This window comes from Collinsella intestinalis (assembly GCF_902501455.1).
In the GTDB taxonomy this organism is placed as follows: domain Bacteria; phylum Actinomycetota; class Coriobacteriia; order Coriobacteriales; family Coriobacteriaceae; genus Collinsella; species Collinsella intestinalis.
Genome location: NZ_CABWIC010000007.1, coordinates 588133 through 608086, shown reverse-complemented (window position 1 = coordinate 608086; position 19954 = coordinate 588133). Strand labels below are relative to the sequence as shown.

Here is a 19954-nt window from a genome sequence, read left to right as displayed (position 1 = left end):
TGTGAAGATTGGGGCGGTGCGTGTTTTTTCAGGCCCTCGCCACGGGGGATGCGTGTACAATGAACAAGACCTTTAAACGTGGTACGAGATACCCGCAAGGAGAACATAGCCCGATCGCTTCGGGTCCTCGTGGGATGCTCGTGCCGTGCGTGAACGGTCGGGCATTATTTTTTGACGCGGCACCGCGCCGGCGTCGAAGAGGCAAGGAAGGAGTTTGATGGGCATGTCTTCACCGAAGGCGGTCATCATGGACGAGACCGCGGTCAGCCGCGCGATCACCCGTATCGCTCACGAGATCGTCGAGAAGAACGAGGGCGTTGAGAACCTCGCGCTCGTCGGCATCGTGACCCGCGGCGATTTGCTCGCCAAACAGCTCGTGGACGAGATCGAGCGGATCGAGGGGGTGCGCGTCGACCTGGGAAGCTTGGACATCAGCTTCTACCGCGACGATTACCTGACCAACTTCGCACCGGCCGTCCACGCCACGAACGTCCCGTTCAACTTGGACAACAAGCGCATCGTGCTCGTCGACGATATCCTCTACACCGGTCGCACCATCCGCGCCGCTCTGGACGCCCTCATGGACCTCGGTCGCCCCAGTCGCGTCGAGCTGGCCGTCCTGGTCGACCGCGGTCATCGCGAGCTTCCGATCTGCCCCGACTTCGTGGGCAAGAACGTCCCCTCCTCCCATGAGGAGAATGTGCGCCTCTACCTCGAGGAGGTCGACGGCCGCACCACCGTTGAGATCACGAACGTCGAGCAGGGCGCCCGTGTGGGCTCCGCTCCGCTGGGAGGCGAGTAGGCAGTGTTCAACAACCACAAGCACCTCATCGATATCTCGGAGTACTCCGACTCCGAGCTCATGACGATCCTGCAGACCGCCAAGGCGTTCTCCGAGGTCAATGAGCGCACCATCAAGAAGGTCCCCACCCTCAAGGGCAAGACCATCGTCAATATGTTCAACGAGCCCTCCACGCGTACCCGCAGCTCCTTCGAGCTGGCTGAGAAGCGCCTGTCGGCCGATACGCTGAACTTCGGCGGCTCCTCCACCTCCACGGTGAAGGGCGAGAGCCTCATCGACACCGTCATGACGCTCGACGCCTACAAGATCGACTGCATCGTCGTGCGCGACAAGCACGCCGGCGCGCCCCACATCGTGTCCCAGGCCAGCCCCGCCGTCGTCATCGACGCCGGCGATGGCAAGCACGGCCATCCCACTCAGGCCCTGCTCGACCTGTACTCCATCTGGGAGCGCAAGGGTAGCTTCGACGGCCTGAAGGTCGGCGTCGTGGGCGACATCGGTCACTCCCGTGTCTGCGGCTCCCTCATCCCCGCGCTCAAGATCATGGGCGCCGAGGTCACGGCCGTGGGTCCCAACACCCTCATGCCGCCCCGCCCCGACATCCTGGGTGCCGATCACGTGTCCAACAGCCTCGATGATGTGCTGCCGGACCTGGACGTCGTCTACATGCTGCGTATCCAGCGCGAGCGCCTCGAGGGCGCGCCGTTCCCGAGCGAGCGCGAGTACCACCAGCTCTACGGTCTCACCAAGGCCCGCGAGCGCCTCATGAGGCCCGACGCGATCGTGTGCCACCCCGGCCCGATCAACCGCGGTGTGGAGTTCGACTCCTACATGCCCGATCATCCGGAGCGCTCCGTCATCCTCGACCAGGTGTACGCCGGTATCTGCGTGCGCATGGCTGCCCTGTATCTGCTGCTTGGAGGTGCCGATAATGGCCTTGCTTCTTAAGAATGCCCACGTCGTCGACCCGTCTGTCGAGCTTGATGGACGTGTAGACGTCCTCGTCGAGGACGACAAGATCGCCGCCGTCGGCGAGAACCTCAGCCACGAGGGCGCCGAGGTCATCGACCTGTCTGGCAAGTACCTCGTTCCCGGCCTGGTGGACATGCACGTCCACCTGCGTGAGCCCGGCTTCGAGGCCAAGGGCGACATCGAGTCCGAGACCGCCGCTGCCGCCAAGGGTGGCTTCACCGGCGTGTGCTCCATGCCCAACACCAACCCCGTCACCGACAACGGCGTCGTGATCGAGTACATCAAGTCCGTCGCCGCCGCCAAGGGCCACTGCCGCGTGTACCCCTCCGGCGCCATGACCCGTGGTCTCAAGGGCGAGATCATCTCCGAGATGGGCAACATGGTCGAGCACGGCTGCGTCGCCTTTACCGATGACGGTCACGGCATCCAGGGTGCCGGCATGCTTCGCCGCGCCATGGACTACGGCCAGATGTTCGGCAAGGTCTTCATGAGCCACTGCCAGGACAACGACCTGGTCGGCGACGGCCAGATCAACGAGGGTGCCGTTTCCACCCGCCTCGGTCTGCTCGGCTGGCCGGCGGAGGGCGAGGAGCTCCAGATCATGCGCGACATCATGATCGCCGAGCTCACCGGTGCCAAGCTGCACATCCAGCACATCTCCACCGCCAAGGGCCTGGAGATGGTCCGCGCCGCCAAGGCCAAGGGCCTGCCCGTGACCTGCGAGGCTACCCCGCATCACATGTTCCTCACCGAGGACGCCATCGACGGCACCTACAACACCTGCTTCAAGGTGAACCCGCCGCTGCGCACCGCTGCGGACGCCGAGGCGCTCATCGCCGGCGTCATCGACGGCACGGTCGACACGATCGCCACCGACCACGCCCCGCACTCCGACTGGGAGAAGTCCCGTGAGTTCGAGCTCGCCCCGTTCGGTATGACCGGCCTCGAGACCGCGCTCGGCCTCGTGATCACCAACCTGGTCAAGACCGGTAAGATCACCTTCGGTCGCATGGTCGAGCTCATGGCCATCGAGCCCCGCAAGATCCTGGGCCTCGACCAGGTCAAGATCGCCGAGGGCTCTGTCGCCGACCTCACCGTCTTCGACGCCGACCAGGTCTGGACCGTCTCCGAGGATGACTTCGCCAGCCACGCCAAGAACTCCGGTTTCAAGGGCGTCGAGCTCACCGGTCGCGCCACCGACGTGTTCGTGGGTGGCAAGCGCACGCTCGCCAACGGCGTCGTTTGCTAACATAAGCTTCGAGCGCCGCACGGGCCGCGTCTTCGCGCGCTGCCCGTGCGGCATTGTCAATCAACCATGCCTCGCATGGGGAGGGGAGCATATATGCCGAATCCTTCGCCTGCGCGCATGCATGACTTCGAGGTCATTTCGAACGAGAAGATCGCCGACGGCATCTTCTCGCTCGTCATTTCGGCCCCGCGTCTCGCATCCGCGCTCAAGCCCGGTCAGTTCGTGAACATCCGCGTTCCGGGCGACCCGAGTGAGCTGCTGCGCGTGCCGCTGAGCTACGTCGCCGCCGATCCGGAGGGCGGCACCGTCGAGATCTGGTACGCGGTCGTCGGCAAGGGCACGCAGCGCATGTCCGAGTGGGATCGTGGCTTCACGAGCGACCTGCTCGGCCCTGGCGGCCACGGCTGGCGCGTCCCCGAGGGTGCCCGCCGCGTGCTCGTGGTCGGCGGCGGCATCGGCGTTCCCCCGGTGCTGTGCCTGGCGCGTGAGCTCGCCGAGGCGGGTGTCGCGGTCGATGCGTGCGTGGGCTCCGCCACCGCAGCCAAGCTCGTCGGCGTCGAGGACTTCGAGGCGCTGGGCGCCGGCGAGGTCTGCGTGGCGACCGATGACGGCACGGCCGGCCTGCACGGTTTTTGCACCGAGTCCGTCGCTGAGCTGCTCTCCTCTCACGAGTACGACTACGTGGCCACCTGCGGTCCCGGCGTCATGATGAGCAAGGTCGCTGCCTCTGCGGCCGAGGCGGGCGTGTACTGCGAGGCCTCCCTCGAGCGCATGATGAGCTGCGGCTTTGGTGCATGCAGCACCTGCAATGTCGAGACGACCGACGGCATGCAGGGTGCCTGCATGTGCGGACCGGTCTTTGATGCGACCAAGGTGGTGGTCTGGTGAGCCAGGTGAATATGGCCGTCGACTTCGGCGGCGTGAAGATGAAGAACCCCATAAACACCGCTTCCGGCACGTTCGGGTACGGCTGGCAGTTCAGCGAGCTCATGGATGTGAGTCAGCTCGGTGCCATCACCACGAAGGGCTGCGCGGCGGAGGCTTGGCCGGGCAACCCCGCGCCTCGTATGGCCGAGGTCCCCGGTGGCATGATGAACTCCGTGGGCCTGCAGAACCCCGGTGTGGCGGCTTTCGCCGAGCAGTCCGGCCCGTGGCTGGCCGACCTCACCGCCAAGGGAACGCAGGTCATCTGCCAGGTCGCCGGTCACTCCACCGAGGAGTACGTCCGTGCTCTCGAGATGTTCGTGGAGCTGTGCCCCTGGGCCGCCGGATACGAGATCAACGTGAGCTGCCCCAACATCGCTGCCGGCGGCGCCGCCTGCGGTTCCACCCCCGAAGGTGCTTCCGAGGTCATGCGCGCTTGCCGCAAGGTGACCGACAAGCCCCTCTTCGTCAAGATGGCTCCCGTACGCATCCCCGAGATTGCGCGTGCCCTCGAGGCCGAGGGCGCCGACGGCCTGACCGTCATCAACTCCATCCCCGGCATGTCCATCGACGTGCACACGCGCCGCTCCAGGCTCTCCAAGCCCACGGGCGGTCTGTCCGGCCCGCTGTGCCACCCCATCGCCGTCCGCATGGTCTGGGAGGCCGCCAATGCGGTCGATATCCCGATTTGCGGTGTCGGCGGCGTCATGACGGGTGAGGACGCGGCCGAGTTCATCCTCGCGGGCGCCTGCTGCGTTTCCGTGGGCATGGCCAACTTCGTCGAGCCCGATGCGTCCGTGCGCATCCTGCACGAGCTCGAGGCCTGGGCCGAGAGCCAGGGAGTCAAGGACATCAACGAGCTGATCGGAGCCTTCGAATGTTAGAGACCGATGCCCGCGACCGCATCATCGTCGCGATCGATTGCGACCGCGACCGCGCCATCGAGCTTGCCGATGCGTTGTCCGGTCATGCCTCCTGGCTGAAGGTCGGCATGACGCTGTTCTACGCCGAGGGTCCCTCCATCGTCCGCGAGTTCAACGAGCGCGGTTTCAAGGTCTTCCTCGACCTGAAGTTCCACGACATTCCGCATCAGGTGCGTGGCGCGGCCCGCTCCGCGGCACTCGCCGGCGCCGACCTGCTCTCCGTGCACGGCTTGGGCTCCGGTGCCATGCTCGCGGCGTGCCGCGAGGGTGCCGAGGCGGCCGCGGAGGTGCGGGGGAACCGCCCCAACCTCGTCGCCATCACCGTGCTCACGAGCATGAGCCAGGACTCGCTTACCGAGATCGGCGTCGAGTCCCCGGTTGCCGAGGAGGCCGCTCGTCTGGCGTCCCTCGCGCAGGCCAACGGCATCGACGGCATCGTGTGCTCCCCGATGGAGGCGCAAGGCATGCGTGAGCTGTTGGGCCCCGACGCGCTCATCGTCACGCCGGGCGTGCGTCCCGCGGGCGCCGAGCTCGGTGACCAGACGCGCGTCGCCACGCCGTCGCAAGCCATCGCCCGCGGCGCGAGCCACATCGTGGTTGGCCGTCCCATCACGGGAGCCGACGACCCAGTCGAGGCGTACGAGGCCATCGTCGCCGAGCTGTGTGAGAACGTGAAATAATGATGAAGCGCAGGTGTCTACCTGCGCTTCTTTCCTCTATAGGGCCTCTATGCAGGGGTTTTGACGCCGATTTTGGCTCGATATCTTGCAATTTGGCAGAGCATGGACTACCCTAGATTGCCGTTGAAGGTTCAAACATGCACGTAAAAGCACGTATTGCACCCCGAACGCAGTTAGAAGATGCCTAGTTTTATGGAGGTTCAAATGGCGCTTCCTCAGCTCACCGATGAGCAGCGCAAGGCCGCTCTCGAGAAGGCCGCTGCCGCCCGTCACGCTCGTGCCGAGCTCCGTGAGAAGATCAAGAAGGGCGAGGTGTCCCTGGATTCCGTCCTGAACTCCGACGACCCGATCGCTTCCCGTATGAAGGTCTCCACCCTCATCGAGTCCCTCCCCGGCTATGGCAAGGCCAAGGCCACCAAGATCATGGACGAGCTGGGCATCTCCGCCACCCGTCGCGTTCAGGGCCTCGGCGTCCGTCAGCGCGAGCAGCTCCTCGAGCAGCTCACCAAGTAAGTGGGCCAGAGCGAGTCAAAGCTCTTTGTGATTTCCGGGCCGTCAGGCGCAGGAAAGGGCACTCTTGTCGCGCGTGTGCGTGACCGGGTTCCCAACCTGGGCCTGACGGTTTCCGCTACCACGAGGAGCCCGCGCGCCGGCGAGGTGGACGGCGTGAATTACTACTTCCTGTCCGAAGATGAGTTCTCGGCCCGCATCGAGGCCGGCGACTTCATCGAGTGGGCACAGGTGCACGACCATCGCTATGGCACCCTTGCCAGCGAGGTCGATCGCAACCTCTCCACCGGCCAGTCCCTCATCTTGGAGATCGACGTCCAGGGCGCCCTGGCCGTCAAGGAGCGCTTCCCTGAGGCCGTGCTCATCTTCATCGAGCCCCCGTCGCTCGATGTTTTGCGCGAGCGCCTCCTCGGCCGCGGCTCCGAGACCCCGGAGTCCCTCGAGCTCCGTCTCCACACCGCCGAAGGCGAGATGGCCCTGCGTGACCGCTACGACGAGATTATCGTGAACGACGATCTCGAGCGCGCCACAGAGGAACTCATCGCCGTACTGCACCGTCACGAAAGGAATTGATCCGAAGTGTCTGTTGTGAAGCCTGCCATTGATGACCTGCTGGAGAAGACCGACCACAATAGGTTCCTGCTCTCCTCGCTCGCGTCCCAGCGCGCCAGCGACATCAACAACATGCTGCGCGGCCAGCACAGCCGCGTCCTCGCCGTCCAGGACACCGATGACCTCACCGTCATGCTGTCCGGCAAGGACACCATCTCCATGGCCATGGAGGAGATCGTGGATGGCACCATCTCCTACGACCACGAGCGTTATGAGGCCGCCCTCGGCCACATCGACCCCCAGGAGGCCTAATTGGCAAGTCGCGTATGCCTGGTGCACTATCACGAGATAGGGCTCAAGGGCAAGAACCGCACGCGGTTCGAGCGCGTCCTCATGGATTCGTTGAAGGCGGCCTTGGCCGCCTTTTCCGTTTCGTGCGTGACGCGTATCTCCGGCCATATCCTCGTCACCTTCTCCACCAAGGGCGAGGCCGAGCGCGCCATGCCGCTCATCGCCCAGGTTCCGGGCGTCGCCCGCTGCTCGCTGGCGTTCCACACGAACCGTGAGCCCGATGAGTATTGCCGCGCTGCGATCGATGCTCTCGCCGAGTTCGGACCGTTCGAGACCTTCAAGGTCGCTGCGCGCCGTTCGAACACGGACTACGAGCTCACGAGCATGGATCTCAACCGTCAGGTCGGCGAGGCGCTCTGTCTCGCGTATCCCGAGAAGAAGGTCCAGATGCGCGAGCCCGATGCCTGTGTGCACGTGCTCGTCGTCCAGGGCAGCGTGTATGTATACGCCCGCAGCATGCGCGGCGTGGGTGGCCTGCCGCAGGGCAGCGCCGGCAAAGTTGTGACGCTGCTATCCTCCGGTATCGATTCTCCGGTCGCAACCTGGCAGCTTGCCCGTCGCGGCGCCGTCGTGGTGCCGATCCATTTCTCCGGTCGTCCCCAGACGGCCGATACGAGCGAGTATCTGTGCCGCGATATCATTGAGCAACTCGCGCCTGCGGTTCAGATCGGCCGCATGTACGTCGTCCCGTTCGGCGATTGCCAGCGCGAGATCTCGATGAAGACCCCGTCCGATCTGCGCGTGATCATGTATCGTCGCGTCATGTACTCGGTGGCGGAGCGCATCGCGCGCCTCGAGGGCGCCAAGGCAATCGTCACGGGCGAGTCGCTCGGCCAGGTCGCGTCGCAGACGCTCGAGAACATCATGGCCGTCAACGAGGTCGTGGATATCCCGGTGTTCAGGCCGCTCATCGGCTCGGACAAGCAGGAGATCATCGAGCGCGCAAAGCAGATCGGCACGTACGAGATCTCGTGCGAGACCGCGCCCGACTGCTGCACGCTGTTCATGCCGCGTCGTCCCGAGACTCATGCGAAGCTCGACGAGGTTCACGAGGCATGGGAGATGTTCGATCACGAGGCGATGATCGATTACCTGATCTCCCATGTCGAGTACGTCGATTTCGAGGCGCCGGTATACAAGCGCCCCCGCTGCATGCGCGAACGCCACAGTGAGATCGAGATTCGCTACCAGGCAGCCGAGTAATCCACACGCCTGCCCACAATCTGGCTCTAAATCTGGTCGCAATCTGCCCACGATGGACAGGTTGCGGCCAGATTGCCATACAGACCGACCGACGCTACTTCATATTGTCGGTGCCTCGCGCCTCCCGTCTTGCGATGCTTGAAGAGGGGAGGTGCGCATATGGCACAGGTGCAAGAGGAGAGAATGACATGGGCAAGACGTTGCAGGCTCTATGCGAGGCAGCGGCCGGCGGTGCTGGTGATCGGGGCGGTTGTCGCGACTCTCTCGATCATGGCCCTTGGAGCGGGAGTGACGGGGGCCCTCGGGGCGGCGGGTGCCGGTGACGGGGGAGTTCTGGTCACGCGTTCGGATGCTGGGAGTTCGGAGCGAGGTGCGGCAGAGGTCGAACATGACGACGCTGCTTCGGATGACGGCGTTTCGGGATCTGGGAGTAAACCGGAGAAGCCAGAGGTCATCGTGGTTGATGTTGCTGGCGCCGTAGGCGCTCCTTCCCTTGTGACCCTGCAGGCCGATTCGCGAGTGGGGGATGCCATCGAAGCTGCCGGTGGGTTTGCCGCAGATGCCGATGCGGCTCGCGTCAATCGAGCCGCAAAGCTGCAAGACGGGCAGCAGGTGTATGTACCGCGTATGGGGGAGGTGGGCGGTGGTGGTTCGGGCGCCGTGGCTCCCGATGTCGGAGCGTCTGCGCAGGGGGCCGCCACTGCCGACGGGCCCGTCGACATCAACCGCGCCTCGGAATCGGACCTTGATGCGTTGCCAGGGGTGGGGCCGTCGACCGCACGCGCCATCGTCGAGGATCGCGACGCGAACGGCCCGTTCTCGACCATCGAGGATCTCATGCGCGTGAGTGGCATCGGCGAGAAGAAGTTCGAAAAGCTCAAAAGCTCGATATGCGTGTGATGGGCATGGTGGGTAGCGGCAGGGATTTGCCGGTTCGTCCGTATGTTCCGCCCACGGCGTTTCTCGCAGCGGGCGTATGCGCATCGGCGCTGCTCATGCTCGAAGCGGGGTGGCGACTGCACGATTGCGGCGATGTGGTGTCCTGGCCCGGCGCTTGGGCGTTGAGCTTGATGTCCGTCTTATCGTTCGCTCTCGCTCGCCGTTTGCGAGGGTCGGGTCGCCTCGGCTCCATCGCTCGCCCGATTGCGATGTTCGGCATGGGTGTCTTGATCGGCTGCATCACCGCAACCGGATGGTTGTTGAGATGGCAGGCGGGGAGTCGCGCGGTCCTCGGTGCGGGTGGCGGGGCGTGCGTCCTGCTCATCCATGGCGATCCTTCTGCCGGTGAGCGGGGTTTCTCATCGACCGCTCTCATGGTCGACGTCGATACGGAGAAGCGCCTTGGGCCGGTTCGCGTCCTGAGTGACGCGAAGCTTGAGAATGGGTCTTCAGTTCGCGCCGCGTGTCGCGTGAAAGCGCTTGATGACTCCGACTATGCGCGAAGCCGATTTGCGAAAGGGGAGGTCGCCTCGGCCCGTATCGTGTCGATTTTGGAGCAAGGGACCGAGGCGCGCGGCGTGTCGATTGGGTCGCTTCGGGCCCGAGCGCTGCGCGTGCTCGACGCGGGAGGGAGCGATTATCGGGCGCTGGTTGCCGGGACGGTGTGCGGTAGGACGACGGAGCTCAACCAGTCGGAAGCTCAGGCCGATTTCTCCGCTTGCGGACTCACGCACCTCGTGGCGGTTTCGGGAAGCCATTTCGCTTATATCGCGGCCATGCTTGAGCGAGCGCTTCGCCATGTGGGGCTCTCAAAAGGAGCGCAGCAGCTGGTCATGCTTCTCGTCATGGCTGCGTACATGGTGTTCACCGGGGGAGCCCCTTCTGCGATCCGCTCGGTTTGCATGGTGGCGATCGCATCGGCGGCGATCATGGGCCATCGCCGCGCGCACGCGCCTTCGGGACTTGCGATCGCGGTGGCCGCCCTGGTCGCCGTCGATCCCGGTGCTGTTTATGACCTTGGATTTCGGCTTTCGGTTGCGAGTGTGCTGTTCATTATCCTTTTCGGCCCCTATGTTCGGCACCATCTATGCGCTCTGCATGTCCCCGCGCCCATTGCAGATGCCCTGTCCATCACGTTGGTAGCCCAATGGGCCACGTTGCCACTGACCTTGCCGGTGTTCGGCGAGGTGTCGCTCGTTTCGCCGCTGGCGAACCTGCTTGTCGGCCCGGCCATGAGCGGCCTGCTCGTGACCGGACTGCTTGGCACGGGGGTGGCAACTATATCTGACGTGCTTGCCCAGGTTACGGGTGTGTCCGGCGCAGCCGGGGCCATCGCCGAATTCGCCCTGGCGCCCGCCGACGGCCTTGCGCGCATATCCGTCTTTTTCGCGCAGGTGTGTGCGGGCATTCCGTTTGCGCTCGTTTCGGTCGAGTCGTCGTGGGTAGTGGCGCCGATCGCTTACGGTGCGGCACTCCTGGTGTATGTTCGCTGGAAGCCCGTCATGCCGAAGCGTCTCGTGCTCGTGCTCGCCCTCGTATTCGCCTGTATCGTCGTGCATGTCTTCTATTGGACCCGCTTTGCTCCTCCTGAGGTCATCGTGCTCGATATCGGACAGGGAGATGCGATCTTGATACGCGACGGACCGTCGACGCTGCTTGTCGATGCGGGGATAGGGGAGGCGACTCGGACGGCCCTGGCGCGCAATCATGTCTTTGGACTCGACGGTGTTGTGGTCACGCATTGGGATAAGGACCATTGGGGCGGCCTTCCCGATGTTCTCGAGGGTGTGCGGGTCGATCGGCTGTACGTTGCGGATGGTGCGGCGGACCATATTCCGGCGGAATTGTCCGATGGGCCCGCCGTGAGCGAGCTGCGCGAGGGCGATGCAGTGCGAGTCGGCACCTTCGTCTGTGAGCTTATTTGGCCGGATACCAGGGTACGTGGCGACGAGAACGCGGATTCGGCGGTGCTGGATGTTTCCTATGAGGGGGCACGCGGGAGCCTTCGCGTTTTGTTGACCGGTGATACCGAGCGGGATGAACTCGAATCGTATATGGGGGAAGTGGGCGATATCGATGTCTTGAAGCTCGGGCATCACGGGTCCCGCGTTTCGGTATCTGTCGAGGCGCTTGACTCGCTGTTGCCGGAGCTTTGCGTGGCGAGTGCCGGCGAGGGGAATCGTTATGGGCACCCTAATCCCACATGTGTGCGCATGGTCGAGGCGTCGGGATCGATGTTCTTGTGCACTAAGGACGTAGGAGATATTCATGTGACGCCGGGGCATCCGTATCCTCGGTTTCGAACGCAGCGCTGAGCGCTTCGCTATACTGAGACGTCAGTTGACCGGTGAGAGAGGGGCTGCACATATGGCGGAGTTGTTGCCGGGATACCTCGTCGTGGGCTCCGACGAGCTCAAGAGCTCGCACACGATCGAGAAGATGAAGGCGCGCTTGGATGCGTCCGGCATGGCTGCGTTCAACCTTGATGAACGGGATATGGTCAAGGACCCACAGATCGATGACATCATTGCCTCCCTCAACACCTTCCCCATGGGATCAGAGTTTCGTTTGGTCATTTTGAGAAACTGTGACAAGCTGCCCAAGGCGGTGAGCGAGCCGTTGGTGGAGTATTTTGCCAATCCCTCTCCCACGACGGTGTGTTTGGTGGTTGCCACAACGCTTGCGAAGAACACGAGGCTCTACAAGGCGATCGCAAAGCTTGGGGCGAAGGCCGTCATCTCCTGTGCTCCCATGAAGGCGTATGAGCTTCCACCCCGCGTGGCGAAGATGGCGCAGGCACACGGGAAGGCGATGGGCATCCCCGCCGCCGAGGCCCTGGTTTCTCGCGCTGGCGAGAACATGCGCATGCTCGACAACGAACTTAAGAAACTCGCCTCGATGATCGACGGCCCCGAGATCACGCTCGCCGACGTCGAACGGCATGTCATGCGTACCGCCGAGGTCAAGCCGTGGGAGCTTCTCAATGCGGTGGCCGCCCGCGACCTTACCCGTTCGCTTGAACTGCTCAAGCTGCAGCCGGCCAAGAGCGAGGTCCGAATCTGGTCATTGTTGGTGACGCGCCTGCGCGAGCTTATCATCGCGAAGTCCCTCGATGCCCGCGGACAGGCCGGGCAGCTGGCCTCTACCCTGGGCGTCCAGACCTGGCAGGTCAAGAACCACGCCTCATGGGCGCGTCGATGGAAGATGGACGAGCTGCTCGAGGCACTGTCCTCGGCGGTCGATGTCGAGTTGGCACTGAAAGGGTCGCGCGACGGCGAGCTGGCGCTCCAGATGTGGGTCATGGGCATGTGCCGCCCCCAGCAGCGCCGGGGCAGGTAAATCCTCGGTCATTGTGGCGAGTTGGTGGGTGAACTTGTGAATAATCCCGCGCAACCTGCACATATTGCTTGATTTCTGTTGCGTGAGCTGGGTTGCGCGTGTAAAATACTCGCCCGTATGACCTCAACAACCGTGTCTCAGAGGCCGGATAGTAAGACCTTGTAAGTACCCGAAAGGAACCGAACCCGATGGCAAACATCAAGTCTCAGAAGAAGCGCATCCGCACCAGCGAGGTTGCTCGCGTCCGCAACAAGGCGATCCGCTCCGAGCTTAAGACCGTTATCAAGCACGTCAAGGCCGCCGTTGAGGCTGGCGACAAGGCTGCTGCCCAGGCTGCTGCCACCACCGCCTACCGCAAGCTGGACAAGGCTGTCGCCAAGGGCGTCATCCACAAGAACCAGTCTGCCAACCGCAAGTCCGGCATCCAGAAGCTCGTGAACACCCTCTAAGGTATCGCGAACATAGCTTGTTCTTTAACGGGTCCCGCTTGCGGGGCCCGTTTTTGCATAGGAGGTGCCATGAAAATCGCGGTAAGCGCCTGCCTTCTGGGCGAGAACTGCAAATACAGCGGCGGCAATAACCGCAGCGAATGTTTGCTCTCGGAGCTGGCAAAGCATCCCGAGATCGAGATCATTCCGGTATGTCCTGAGGTGGCGGGCGGTCTTCCCACGCCTCGTCCTCCCGCGGAGATCGTTGACGGGGAGGTTGTGAACAATTGCGGAGTCAGCGTCGATGCCGAATACCGTGCGGGCGTTGCCGCTGAGATGGCGCGGCTTAAACCGCATATCGTGTCGGGCGAGCTGGCCGCCGCCGTCCTGCAGTCGCGTAGCCCGAGCTGCGGTGTGCACGAGGTGTACGATGGCACGTTCACCGGTCGCTTGATTCCCGGTCAAGGGCTGTTCGCGGAGGCCCTTGAGCGCGGGGGAGTGCGAATCGTGGACGTGGCCGACGTCTGAGTTCACCGAATGCCGGTAGATTGGGGCAAAACGTTCCCCAAAACGTACACTTTGAAATCCGAATCCTGGGGTTTTGCAAAATAAGTGTACGTTTTGGGGAACGTTTTGCGCTGATTTAGCGTGGCGTTGTGGCGCAGGGCCACATGATCGTTTGCTCGACATGGTCGGGCTGTGAGTTTCGCCCTCTGTGCGGTCCGCCCGTGCTATCATGTCGACTCACAGGCGTTGATGGGGACGAGTAGGTCGGACCCGCACGGCGAAGAGAGCCCGGGGAGCTGCGATCCGGGTGCGTGCGGCCGCATCGAATATCACCCCGGAGCCGCGGCCCCAACGGCGCGTTCGCGCCCAGTAGGCGTCGCCGGGATGGTCGTCGTGACAGACCAGCCGAGTACGAGGGGAGCGCGATCGCGCGAACCTTTGAGCTGGGTGGTATAGCGAAACGCACGCGGGTCTGCTTCCCGCATTCATAGGCGCTTCGTCCCAGCTTGAGCTAGGACGGGTGCTTTTTTCATGCGCCCACAACAGAGAGGGGTATTCGTGGCAAACGAGTACAAGCAGACCATGAACCTGCCCAAGACCAAGTTCCCCATGAGGGCGGCCCTGGCGCAGCGCGAGCCGGAGCGTCTCAAGCGCTGGCAGCAGAACCACGTGTACGAGCTCATGCTCAAGAAGAACGAGGGCCACGAGAAGTTCGTCCTGCACGACGGTCCTCCCTACGCCAACGGCCCCATCCACCTGGGTCACGCGATGAACAAGATCGCCAAGGATATGATCAACCGCTACAAGGCCATGCAGGGTTATGAGACCCCGTACGTGCCCGGTTGGGACTGCCACGGCCAGCCTATCGAGCACAAGGTCGAGACCCAGATGGGCACCGAGAAGTTCAACCAGGCCTCCACGGCCGAGATCCGCGAGCTCTGCAACAAGTTCGCCGTCGAGAACATCGACCTGCAGCGTGAGGGCTTCAAGCGCCTGGGCGTTCTGGGCGATTGGGACAACCCCTACCTCACGCTCTACCATCAGCATGACGCCGCTGACATCGAGGCCTTCAAGGCCATGTTCGACCGCGGCATGGTGTATCGCGGCCACAAGCCGGTCCATTGGTGCAAGCACTGCCACACCGCGCTCGCCGAGGCCGAGATCGAGTACGCCGACGAGACGAGCCCGTCCATCTACGTCCGCTTCGAGCTGACGAGCAAACCCGCCGGCCTCGAGTCCTTCGATGGCCCGGTCGACTTCGTGATTTGGACCACCACGCCCTGGACCATCCCGTCCGACCAGGCGGTCTCTCTCAAGCCTGAGGCGATCTATACCGCCATCGAGCACGACGGCCGCGCCGAGATCATGCTCAAGGACCTCGCCGAGAAGGTCTGCGGCATCGCCGGCTGGGATGTCACCCCCGTGATGGTCGACGGTAAGCCTTACGAGGTGCCCGCCGAGGTGCTCGATCACCTGCATTACAAGCAGCCCGTCTTCGACGGTGTCGAGGGCGTCGCCCTGCTGGCCGACTACGTGGGCACCGAGGACGGTACCGGTATCGTTCACAACTCGCCCGGCCACGGTGTGGATGACTACTACGTCTGCATGAAGGAGGGCATGGACGTCTGCATGCCCGTCGACGACGACGGCCGCTTCTACAACGGCGACGAGTTCGGTGCCGGCGGCCCGTTCTCCGGCATGGACACCGACGAGGCCAACCCGCACATCATCCAGTTCCTGCGCGACCGCGGCATGCTCGTGGCCGAGGTCAAGATCACCCACAGCTACCCGCATTGCTGGCGCTGCAAGAACCCGGTGCTCTTCCGTGCCACCGATCAGTGGTTCGTCTCCATGGACAAGACCGGCCTGCGCGAGCAGGCGCTCGACCAGGTGCGCAACCACGTGTCCTGGTATCCCGAGCACGCCGTCAACCGCATCGGCGCCATGGTGGAGCAGCGTCCCGATTGGTGCATCTCCCGTCAGCGCAACTGGGGCGTGCCGATTCCGTCCTTCACCTGCGCCGACTGTGGCGAGAAGATCATGAACGACGACACGCTCGACGCGGTCATCGCTCTGTTCCATGAGAAGGGCTCCGACGCCTGGTTCACCGACGCCCCTGAGTCCTACCTCGGCGACGCCTGCGTGTGCCCCAAGTGCGGCGGCCATCACCTCAAGGCCGATCGTGACATCCTCGACGTGTGGTGGGACTCCGGCGTGTCCTGGAAGGCCGTGTGCGAGTACCGCCCCGAGCTCAAGTATCCGGCGGACGTCTACCTTGAGGGTTCCGACCAGCACCGCGGCTGGTTCCAGTCCTCGCTGCTGACTTCCGTGGGCACCAACGGCATCGCTCCGTACAAGGCCGTCATCTCCCAGGGATTCACCCTGGATGGCCAGGGCCGCAAGATGTCCAAGTCGCTCGGCAACGTGATCGACCCCAACAAGATCTGCGACGAGATGGGCGCCGACATCATCCGTCTGTGGGTTGCTTCCGTGGACACCTCCACCGATGTCGCCTGCGACCACGAGATCCTCGCCCGCACCTCCGACGCGTACCGTCGCTTCCGCAACACCCTGCGCTTCCTGCTGTCCGTGCTCGAGGGCCAGTTCGAGCCCACGATCGACGGTGTGGCTTTTGACGAGCTCATGCCGCTCGACAAGCTCATGCTCGCCCGCCTTACGCAGGTGCAGGCCGAGGTCGACGCCGCCTACGAGGGCTTCGAGTTCAACCGCGCGTACCGCACGCTGTACGACTTCGTGGTCACCGAGCTCTCCAATGTTTACCTCGACGCGCTGAAGGACCGCCTGTACTGCGAGAAGCCCGGCAGCCACGAGATGCGCAGCGCGCAGACCGTCGTGGCCGAGCTGCTCTCCATGCTCATGCGCGACCTGCAGCCGATTCTGTCCTACACGGTCGACGAGGCCATGGAGTTCGCTCCCGCCGGTTGCCGCGACAACCAGGAGTACGCGGCCCTTCTCGATTGGTACGAGAGCCCCATCACGCTCGAGCAGGCCAACGAGTTCGCCGGCGTCCTCGAGGCGTCGCTCGAGCTCCGCAGCGTTGTCACCAAGGCCATCGAGGCCGCGCGCGCCGAGGGCACCTTCACCAAGAGCCAGCAGGTTCGCGTGAAGGCGACCGCCCCGGCAGAGGCTTTCGCCCTGCTCACCGGTGACAAGGCCGTTGACCTTGCCGAGTTCTACATCGTCTCCGAGGTGGAGCTGGCCGAGGGCGATCAGTTCACCGCTGAGATCGAGGCTGCGCATGGCGAGGCCTGCGACCGCTGCTGGAACTTCCGCGAGAGCACGGGCGTCCATGGCGAGCATGCGCACATCTGCGACCGCTGCGCCGCCGCGCTGGCCTAATCTCCTGTTCGCGAAGCATACGAATTGAACATGCCGAGGCTCGGGCGGGGCGCTTGACCCCTCCCGAGCCTCTGATGAAAGGGGCCGACGTGGCAGACAAGAAGACGGAAACGGCCTTCCAGCCGTCTCTATCGTGGCGTGCCTGCGTGGCGTTGATCGCCGCCGTCACGACGCTCGCTCTCGACTACGTCACGAAGGTGTTCGTGAAGAACACCCTTATGGCGACGGGGGAGAACGTCCCTGTGATTCCGGGGATCTTGAGCTTCCGTTTTGTGGCGAACAAGGGTGCCGCCTTCAGCCTCGGTGAGGGCATGGGCCTGATCTTCGTCGCCTTTGCGGCCCTTGTGATCGTCGCCATCCTGCAGTACCTGACTCGCACCCGTCAGGTCTCCAAACTCGAGACGCTCGGGTTGGGCCTTGTGGCCGGAGGAGCGCTCGGCAACGCGATCGACCGCCTGATGCTCGGCTATGTCGTCGATTTCATCGCCACCGATTTCATCGACTTCCCGGTTTTCAACGTCGCGGATATCGGTATTTGCGTCGGCGTCTTCTTCGCGTTCGTGGGCTTTATGTTCCTTTCGCCCGCGGCAAAGGTCGATGCGACGGCCGAGCTGAACGCCCGTGATGAGGCCGCGGCAGCGCGTCGCGAGAAGCGTCGCGCCGAGCGTGTCCGTCGCGTGCGCGCCGCTTCCAATGCGCAGGGCGGAGATACCGCACGCCCGGAGGGCGAGGACGTCCCCGCTGACGGCGGTGATGCGTAATGGCAGCCGACGTGCATCTGCTCGTTCCGTCCGAGGCGGCCGGTGAGCGCCTCGACGCCTATCTGGGGGCCCAGGATGCCTGCCCCTCACGCTCTGCCTGCGCGAAGCTGGTCGAGGCCGGCGCCGTTGCCGTCAACGGTGAGACATGTCTGTCCAAGAAGCAGGTCGTATGCGAGGGTGACCGCATCTCCATCGAGCTTCCCGAGGTGCGCGAGCCGGGGGCGATCGTGCCTCAGGCCATTCCGCTCGACATCCGCTATGAGGACGACCATCTCCTTGTGCTGTCCAAGCAGCGCGGCCTGGTGTGTCACCCCGCTCATGGACATGAGGACGGCACCCTGGCCAACGCACTTGTTTATCATTGCGGGATCGAGCACCTTGGCACGGTCCAGGGCGAGGATCGCCCCGGCATCGTGCATAGGCTCGACCGTGACACGTCCGGTCTCATGCTCGCGGCTAAGGATGACGAGACCCAGCGCGCCCTGCAGAACCTGATTCGCACGCGCACGCTCGACCGTCGCTACATCACGCTCGTCCACGGCGAGATCGTGATGGATGAGGGTACGATCAACACCGGCATCGCGCGGTCCACGCGCGACCGTGTGAAGATGGCCGTGTCCGACGATCCGTTCGCCCGTCAGGCTATCACCACCTTCCAGGTGCTCGAGCGCTTCGAGCCCGCGCGTGGAGATGAGGGATACACGCTCGTCGAGTGCCACCTCTATACCGGGCGCACCCATCAGATCCGCGTGCACATGCGCCATATCCACCATCCGCTCGTGGGCGACCCGCTCTACGGCAAGGGTAACGGGCGCATGAACCTCGACCTCGATCGTCAGTTCCTGCATTCGTGGAGCGTCCAGTTCGAGCATCCCATCACCGGTGAGGTCGTGAGCTGTCGCGACGAGCTGCCCTGGGACTTGGCAGCCGCTCTCGAGGAGCTGCACGATCGCTCGCTCGGCCGCACGGCCGCGGGCGATGTCATCGTTCCGCAACTCGGCTTGCTCGAGGACTGAGTTTGAGGGCGCGCCCGCTGTTCATCGGCGTGGTGCACCCGCCTCAGTCATGTTCATATCCTGCCGGATGCCATAAGGCCCATCCAGTGGCGTACACTTGAACGGTCTGCACCCTTCGTCTCGGGAGATGCTTTGACTCCGATTGTCATCTTCAACACCATCGTCGGTCTGGTGTTCTCTGTCTGTTTCCTGTATCAGGTGGTTTTCTTCTTCATCGGTCTCATTCGCGGCCAGGTGAAGATTCCCCCGGCGAAGAAGCAGCATACCTATGCGTTCTTCATCGCCGCCCATAACGAGGAGGCGGTCATCGCCAACCTGGTCAAATCGATCAAGGACCAGGATTATCCGTCCGAGTTGATCGACGTCTTCGTGGTGGCCGACGCCTGTACGGATAACACCGCCCAGGCCGCGCGTGAGGCGGGCGCCATCGTCTACGAGCGCAATGACCTCTCGCGCAAGGGCAAGAGCTGGGTCATGGATTACGGGTTCGACCGCATCCTTCGTGAGTACCCCGGCAAGCACGAGGCGTTCTTTATCTTCGACGCCGACAACCTGCTCTCCCGTGATTACGTCACCATCATGAACGATGCGTTCGACCAGGGCTATCTTGCGCTTACGAGCTACCGCAACTCCAAGAATTTCGGCAGCAGTTGGATCTCCTCGGCTTATGCGACCTGGTTCATCCGCGAGGCCCGCTATCTCAACAACGCTCGCATGATCTGCCATACCTCCTGCGCCGTGTCGGGCTCGGGGTATCTGGTGAGTGCCAAGCTCATCGAGGGCATGAAGGGCTGGGATTTCCATACCCTGACCGAGGACATCCAGTTCTCGACGTTCTGCGCCATCCACGGCGTTCGGATTGGGTACGCGCCTGCCGAATTCTTCGATGAACAGCCGGTCACGCTCAAGGCCTCGATCAAGCAGCGCATGCGTTGGACAAAGGGCTTTTACCAGGTGCTGTTCACTTACGGACGCCATATGTTCAAGTCCATCGGCAAGTTCCATCGGTTTGCGGCCTACGACATGCTCATGGTCGTCGGTCCGGCGATGCTGCTGACTCTCATGTGCCTGCTTGTCAACGTGACGTTCATCGCGGTAGGCAGCTTGAGCCACGGCTTCTTGGCCACGGATGCTGAGATAGAGATGGCGATCGGGTCGATCATCATGATGCTCGCCTACATGTACGGCACGTTCTTCGTGATGGGCCTGTCCACCACCATCACCGAGTGGAAGCACATTCACTGCCCGCAGAAATGGCGCATCTTCACCAACCTGTTCACGTTCCCACTGTTCATGTTCACCTACGTGCCGCTTACCGTGGCCGCCCTGTTCCTCAAGGTCGACTGGGTGCCCACGCCGCATGATGTGAGCGTCACGCTGGACGAGGTGCTCGACGGCGCAAAGTAGCGAAGGACCCCGCGGCCCGATGATGGGCGGC

19 protein-coding genes are annotated in these 19954 nt (G+C 63.5%); all 19 read left to right on the top strand.

Features of this window, described 5'->3' with window-relative positions; all coding sequences use genetic code 11:
* Positions 1-217 precede the first annotated feature (217 nt).
* The 19 genes from pyrR (at position 218) to AOBCEHNH_RS04020 (ending at position 19923) form a co-directional block, all read left to right on the top strand.
* On the top strand, positions 218-802 hold the full coding sequence (pyrR, locus tag AOBCEHNH_RS04110; RefSeq protein WP_006722469.1) for a bifunctional pyr operon transcriptional regulator/uracil phosphoribosyltransferase PyrR: 585 nt from the start codon (positions 218-220) through the stop codon (positions 800-802).
* Positions 803-805: 3 nt separating this feature from the next.
* Positions 806-1750, top strand: a complete 945-nt coding sequence (locus AOBCEHNH_RS04105) for an aspartate carbamoyltransferase catalytic subunit (RefSeq protein ID WP_118271280.1) — start codon at positions 806-808, stop codon at positions 1748-1750.
* A complete protein-coding gene (locus AOBCEHNH_RS04100; protein WP_152063264.1) occupies positions 1734-3023 on the top strand; it encodes a dihydroorotase in 1290 nt (429 codons plus the stop codon). The genes AOBCEHNH_RS04105 and AOBCEHNH_RS04100 overlap by 17 nt, the downstream gene beginning before the upstream one ends.
* Positions 3024-3140: 117 nt before the next feature.
* A complete protein-coding gene (locus AOBCEHNH_RS04095) occupies positions 3141-3911 on the top strand; it encodes a dihydroorotate dehydrogenase electron transfer subunit (protein ID WP_152063263.1) in 771 nt (256 codons plus the stop codon).
* A gap of 11 nt (positions 3912-3922) precedes the next feature.
* Positions 3923-4831, top strand: coding sequence for a dihydroorotate dehydrogenase (locus AOBCEHNH_RS04090; RefSeq protein WP_193221188.1), 909 nt, complete (start codon positions 3923-3925; stop codon positions 4829-4831).
* Complete coding sequence (gene pyrF / locus AOBCEHNH_RS04085; RefSeq protein ID WP_152063261.1) at positions 4825-5550, top strand: orotidine-5'-phosphate decarboxylase; 726 nt, start codon at positions 4825-4827, stop codon at positions 5548-5550. Before AOBCEHNH_RS04090 ends, pyrF begins: the two co-directional genes overlap by 7 nt.
* A 204-nt stretch (positions 5551-5754) precedes the next feature.
* The gene (gene mihF, locus AOBCEHNH_RS04080; protein WP_039910222.1) at positions 5755-6063 is read left to right on the top strand and encodes an integration host factor, actinobacterial type; all 309 of its coding nucleotides are present in this window, start codon (positions 5755-5757) and stop codon (positions 6061-6063) included.
* Positions 6064-6633 carry a guanylate kinase gene (gene gmk, locus AOBCEHNH_RS04075; RefSeq protein ID WP_006722476.1) on the top strand — a complete coding sequence of 190 codons (570 nt, stop codon included), beginning with the start codon at positions 6064-6066 and terminating at the stop codon, positions 6631-6633. It abuts the gene before it with no gap.
* Positions 6634-6639: 6 nt separating this feature from the next.
* Entirely contained in the window at positions 6640-6924 is a 285-nt protein-coding gene (locus AOBCEHNH_RS04070) for a DNA-directed RNA polymerase subunit omega (protein WP_039910223.1), read from the top strand.
* Entirely contained in the window at positions 6925-8166 is a 1242-nt protein-coding gene (thiI, locus tag AOBCEHNH_RS04065; protein ID WP_152063260.1) for a tRNA uracil 4-sulfurtransferase ThiI, read from the top strand.
* A 288-nt stretch (positions 8167-8454) separates the two neighbouring features.
* Complete coding sequence (locus AOBCEHNH_RS04060; RefSeq protein ID WP_226803236.1) at positions 8455-9066, top strand: ComEA family DNA-binding protein; 612 nt, start codon at positions 8455-8457, stop codon at positions 9064-9066.
* The gene (locus AOBCEHNH_RS04055) at positions 9057-11420 is read left to right on the top strand and encodes a ComEC/Rec2 family competence protein (protein WP_152063258.1); all 2364 of its coding nucleotides are present in this window, start codon (positions 9057-9059) and stop codon (positions 11418-11420) included. Before AOBCEHNH_RS04060 ends, AOBCEHNH_RS04055 begins: the two co-directional genes overlap by 10 nt.
* A 52-nt stretch (positions 11421-11472) precedes the next feature.
* Positions 11473-12444 (top strand): DNA polymerase III subunit delta, encoded by a 972-nt coding sequence (gene holA, locus AOBCEHNH_RS04050; protein ID WP_152063257.1) that lies wholly within the window; start codon positions 11473-11475, stop codon positions 12442-12444.
* A gap of 188 nt (positions 12445-12632) precedes the next feature.
* Positions 12633-12893, top strand: a complete 261-nt coding sequence (gene rpsT, locus AOBCEHNH_RS04045) for a 30S ribosomal protein S20 (RefSeq protein WP_118271272.1) — start codon at positions 12633-12635, stop codon at positions 12891-12893.
* A 69-nt stretch (positions 12894-12962) separates the two neighbouring features.
* On the top strand, positions 12963-13400 hold the full coding sequence (locus AOBCEHNH_RS04040; RefSeq protein ID WP_152063256.1) for a 2-thiouracil desulfurase family protein: 438 nt from the start codon (positions 12963-12965) through the stop codon (positions 13398-13400).
* 510 nt (positions 13401-13910) lie between these two features.
* A complete protein-coding gene (gene ileS / locus AOBCEHNH_RS04035; RefSeq protein ID WP_152063255.1) occupies positions 13911-16739 on the top strand; it encodes an isoleucine--tRNA ligase in 2829 nt (942 codons plus the stop codon).
* An 89-nt stretch (positions 16740-16828) separates the two neighbouring features.
* Complete coding sequence (lspA, locus tag AOBCEHNH_RS04030; protein ID WP_226803234.1) at positions 16829-17500, top strand: signal peptidase II; 672 nt, start codon at positions 16829-16831, stop codon at positions 17498-17500.
* Positions 17500-18516: an RluA family pseudouridine synthase gene (locus tag AOBCEHNH_RS04025; RefSeq protein WP_152063253.1), complete on the top strand. Its 1017-nt coding sequence runs from the start codon at positions 17500-17502 to the stop codon at positions 18514-18516. The genes lspA and AOBCEHNH_RS04025 overlap by 1 nt, the downstream gene beginning before the upstream one ends.
* Before the next feature lie 132 nt (positions 18517-18648).
* On the top strand, positions 18649-19923 hold the full coding sequence (locus AOBCEHNH_RS04020) for a glycosyltransferase family 2 protein (protein ID WP_006722489.1): 1275 nt from the start codon (positions 18649-18651) through the stop codon (positions 19921-19923).
* The last annotated feature ends 31 nt before the right edge of the window (positions 19924-19954 follow it).

Bases quoted from the DNA above. Each gene is read 5' to 3' on its own strand.
- AOBCEHNH_RS04100 (WP_152063264.1), top strand. From the start codon at position 1,734: ATGGCCTTGCTTCTTAAGAATGCCCACGTCGTCGACCCGTCTGTCGAG.
- rpsT (WP_118271272.1), top strand. From the start codon at position 12,633: ATGGCAAACATCAAGTCTCAGAAGAAGCGCATCCGCACCAGCGAGGTT.
- ileS (WP_152063255.1), top strand. From the start codon at position 13,911: ATGCGCCCACAACAGAGAGGGGTATTCGTGGCAAACGAGTACAAGCAG.
- AOBCEHNH_RS04055 (WP_152063258.1), top strand. From the start codon at position 9,057: ATGCGTGTGATGGGCATGGTGGGTAGCGGCAGGGATTTGCCGGTTCGT.
- pyrR (WP_006722469.1), top strand. From the start codon at position 218: ATGGGCATGTCTTCACCGAAGGCGGTCATCATGGACGAGACCGCGGTC.
- AOBCEHNH_RS04040 (WP_152063256.1), top strand. From the start codon at position 12,963: ATGAAAATCGCGGTAAGCGCCTGCCTTCTGGGCGAGAACTGCAAATAC.
- AOBCEHNH_RS04095 (WP_152063263.1), top strand. From the start codon at position 3,141: ATGCATGACTTCGAGGTCATTTCGAACGAGAAGATCGCCGACGGCATC.
- AOBCEHNH_RS04025 (WP_152063253.1), top strand. From the start codon at position 17,500: ATGGCAGCCGACGTGCATCTGCTCGTTCCGTCCGAGGCGGCCGGTGAG.
- AOBCEHNH_RS04090 (WP_193221188.1), top strand. From the start codon at position 3,923: ATGGCCGTCGACTTCGGCGGCGTGAAGATGAAGAACCCCATAAACACC.
- mihF (WP_039910222.1), top strand. From the start codon at position 5,755: ATGGCGCTTCCTCAGCTCACCGATGAGCAGCGCAAGGCCGCTCTCGAG.
- pyrF (WP_152063261.1), top strand. From the start codon at position 4,825: ATGTTAGAGACCGATGCCCGCGACCGCATCATCGTCGCGATCGATTGC.
- holA (WP_152063257.1), top strand. From the start codon at position 11,473: ATGGCGGAGTTGTTGCCGGGATACCTCGTCGTGGGCTCCGACGAGCTC.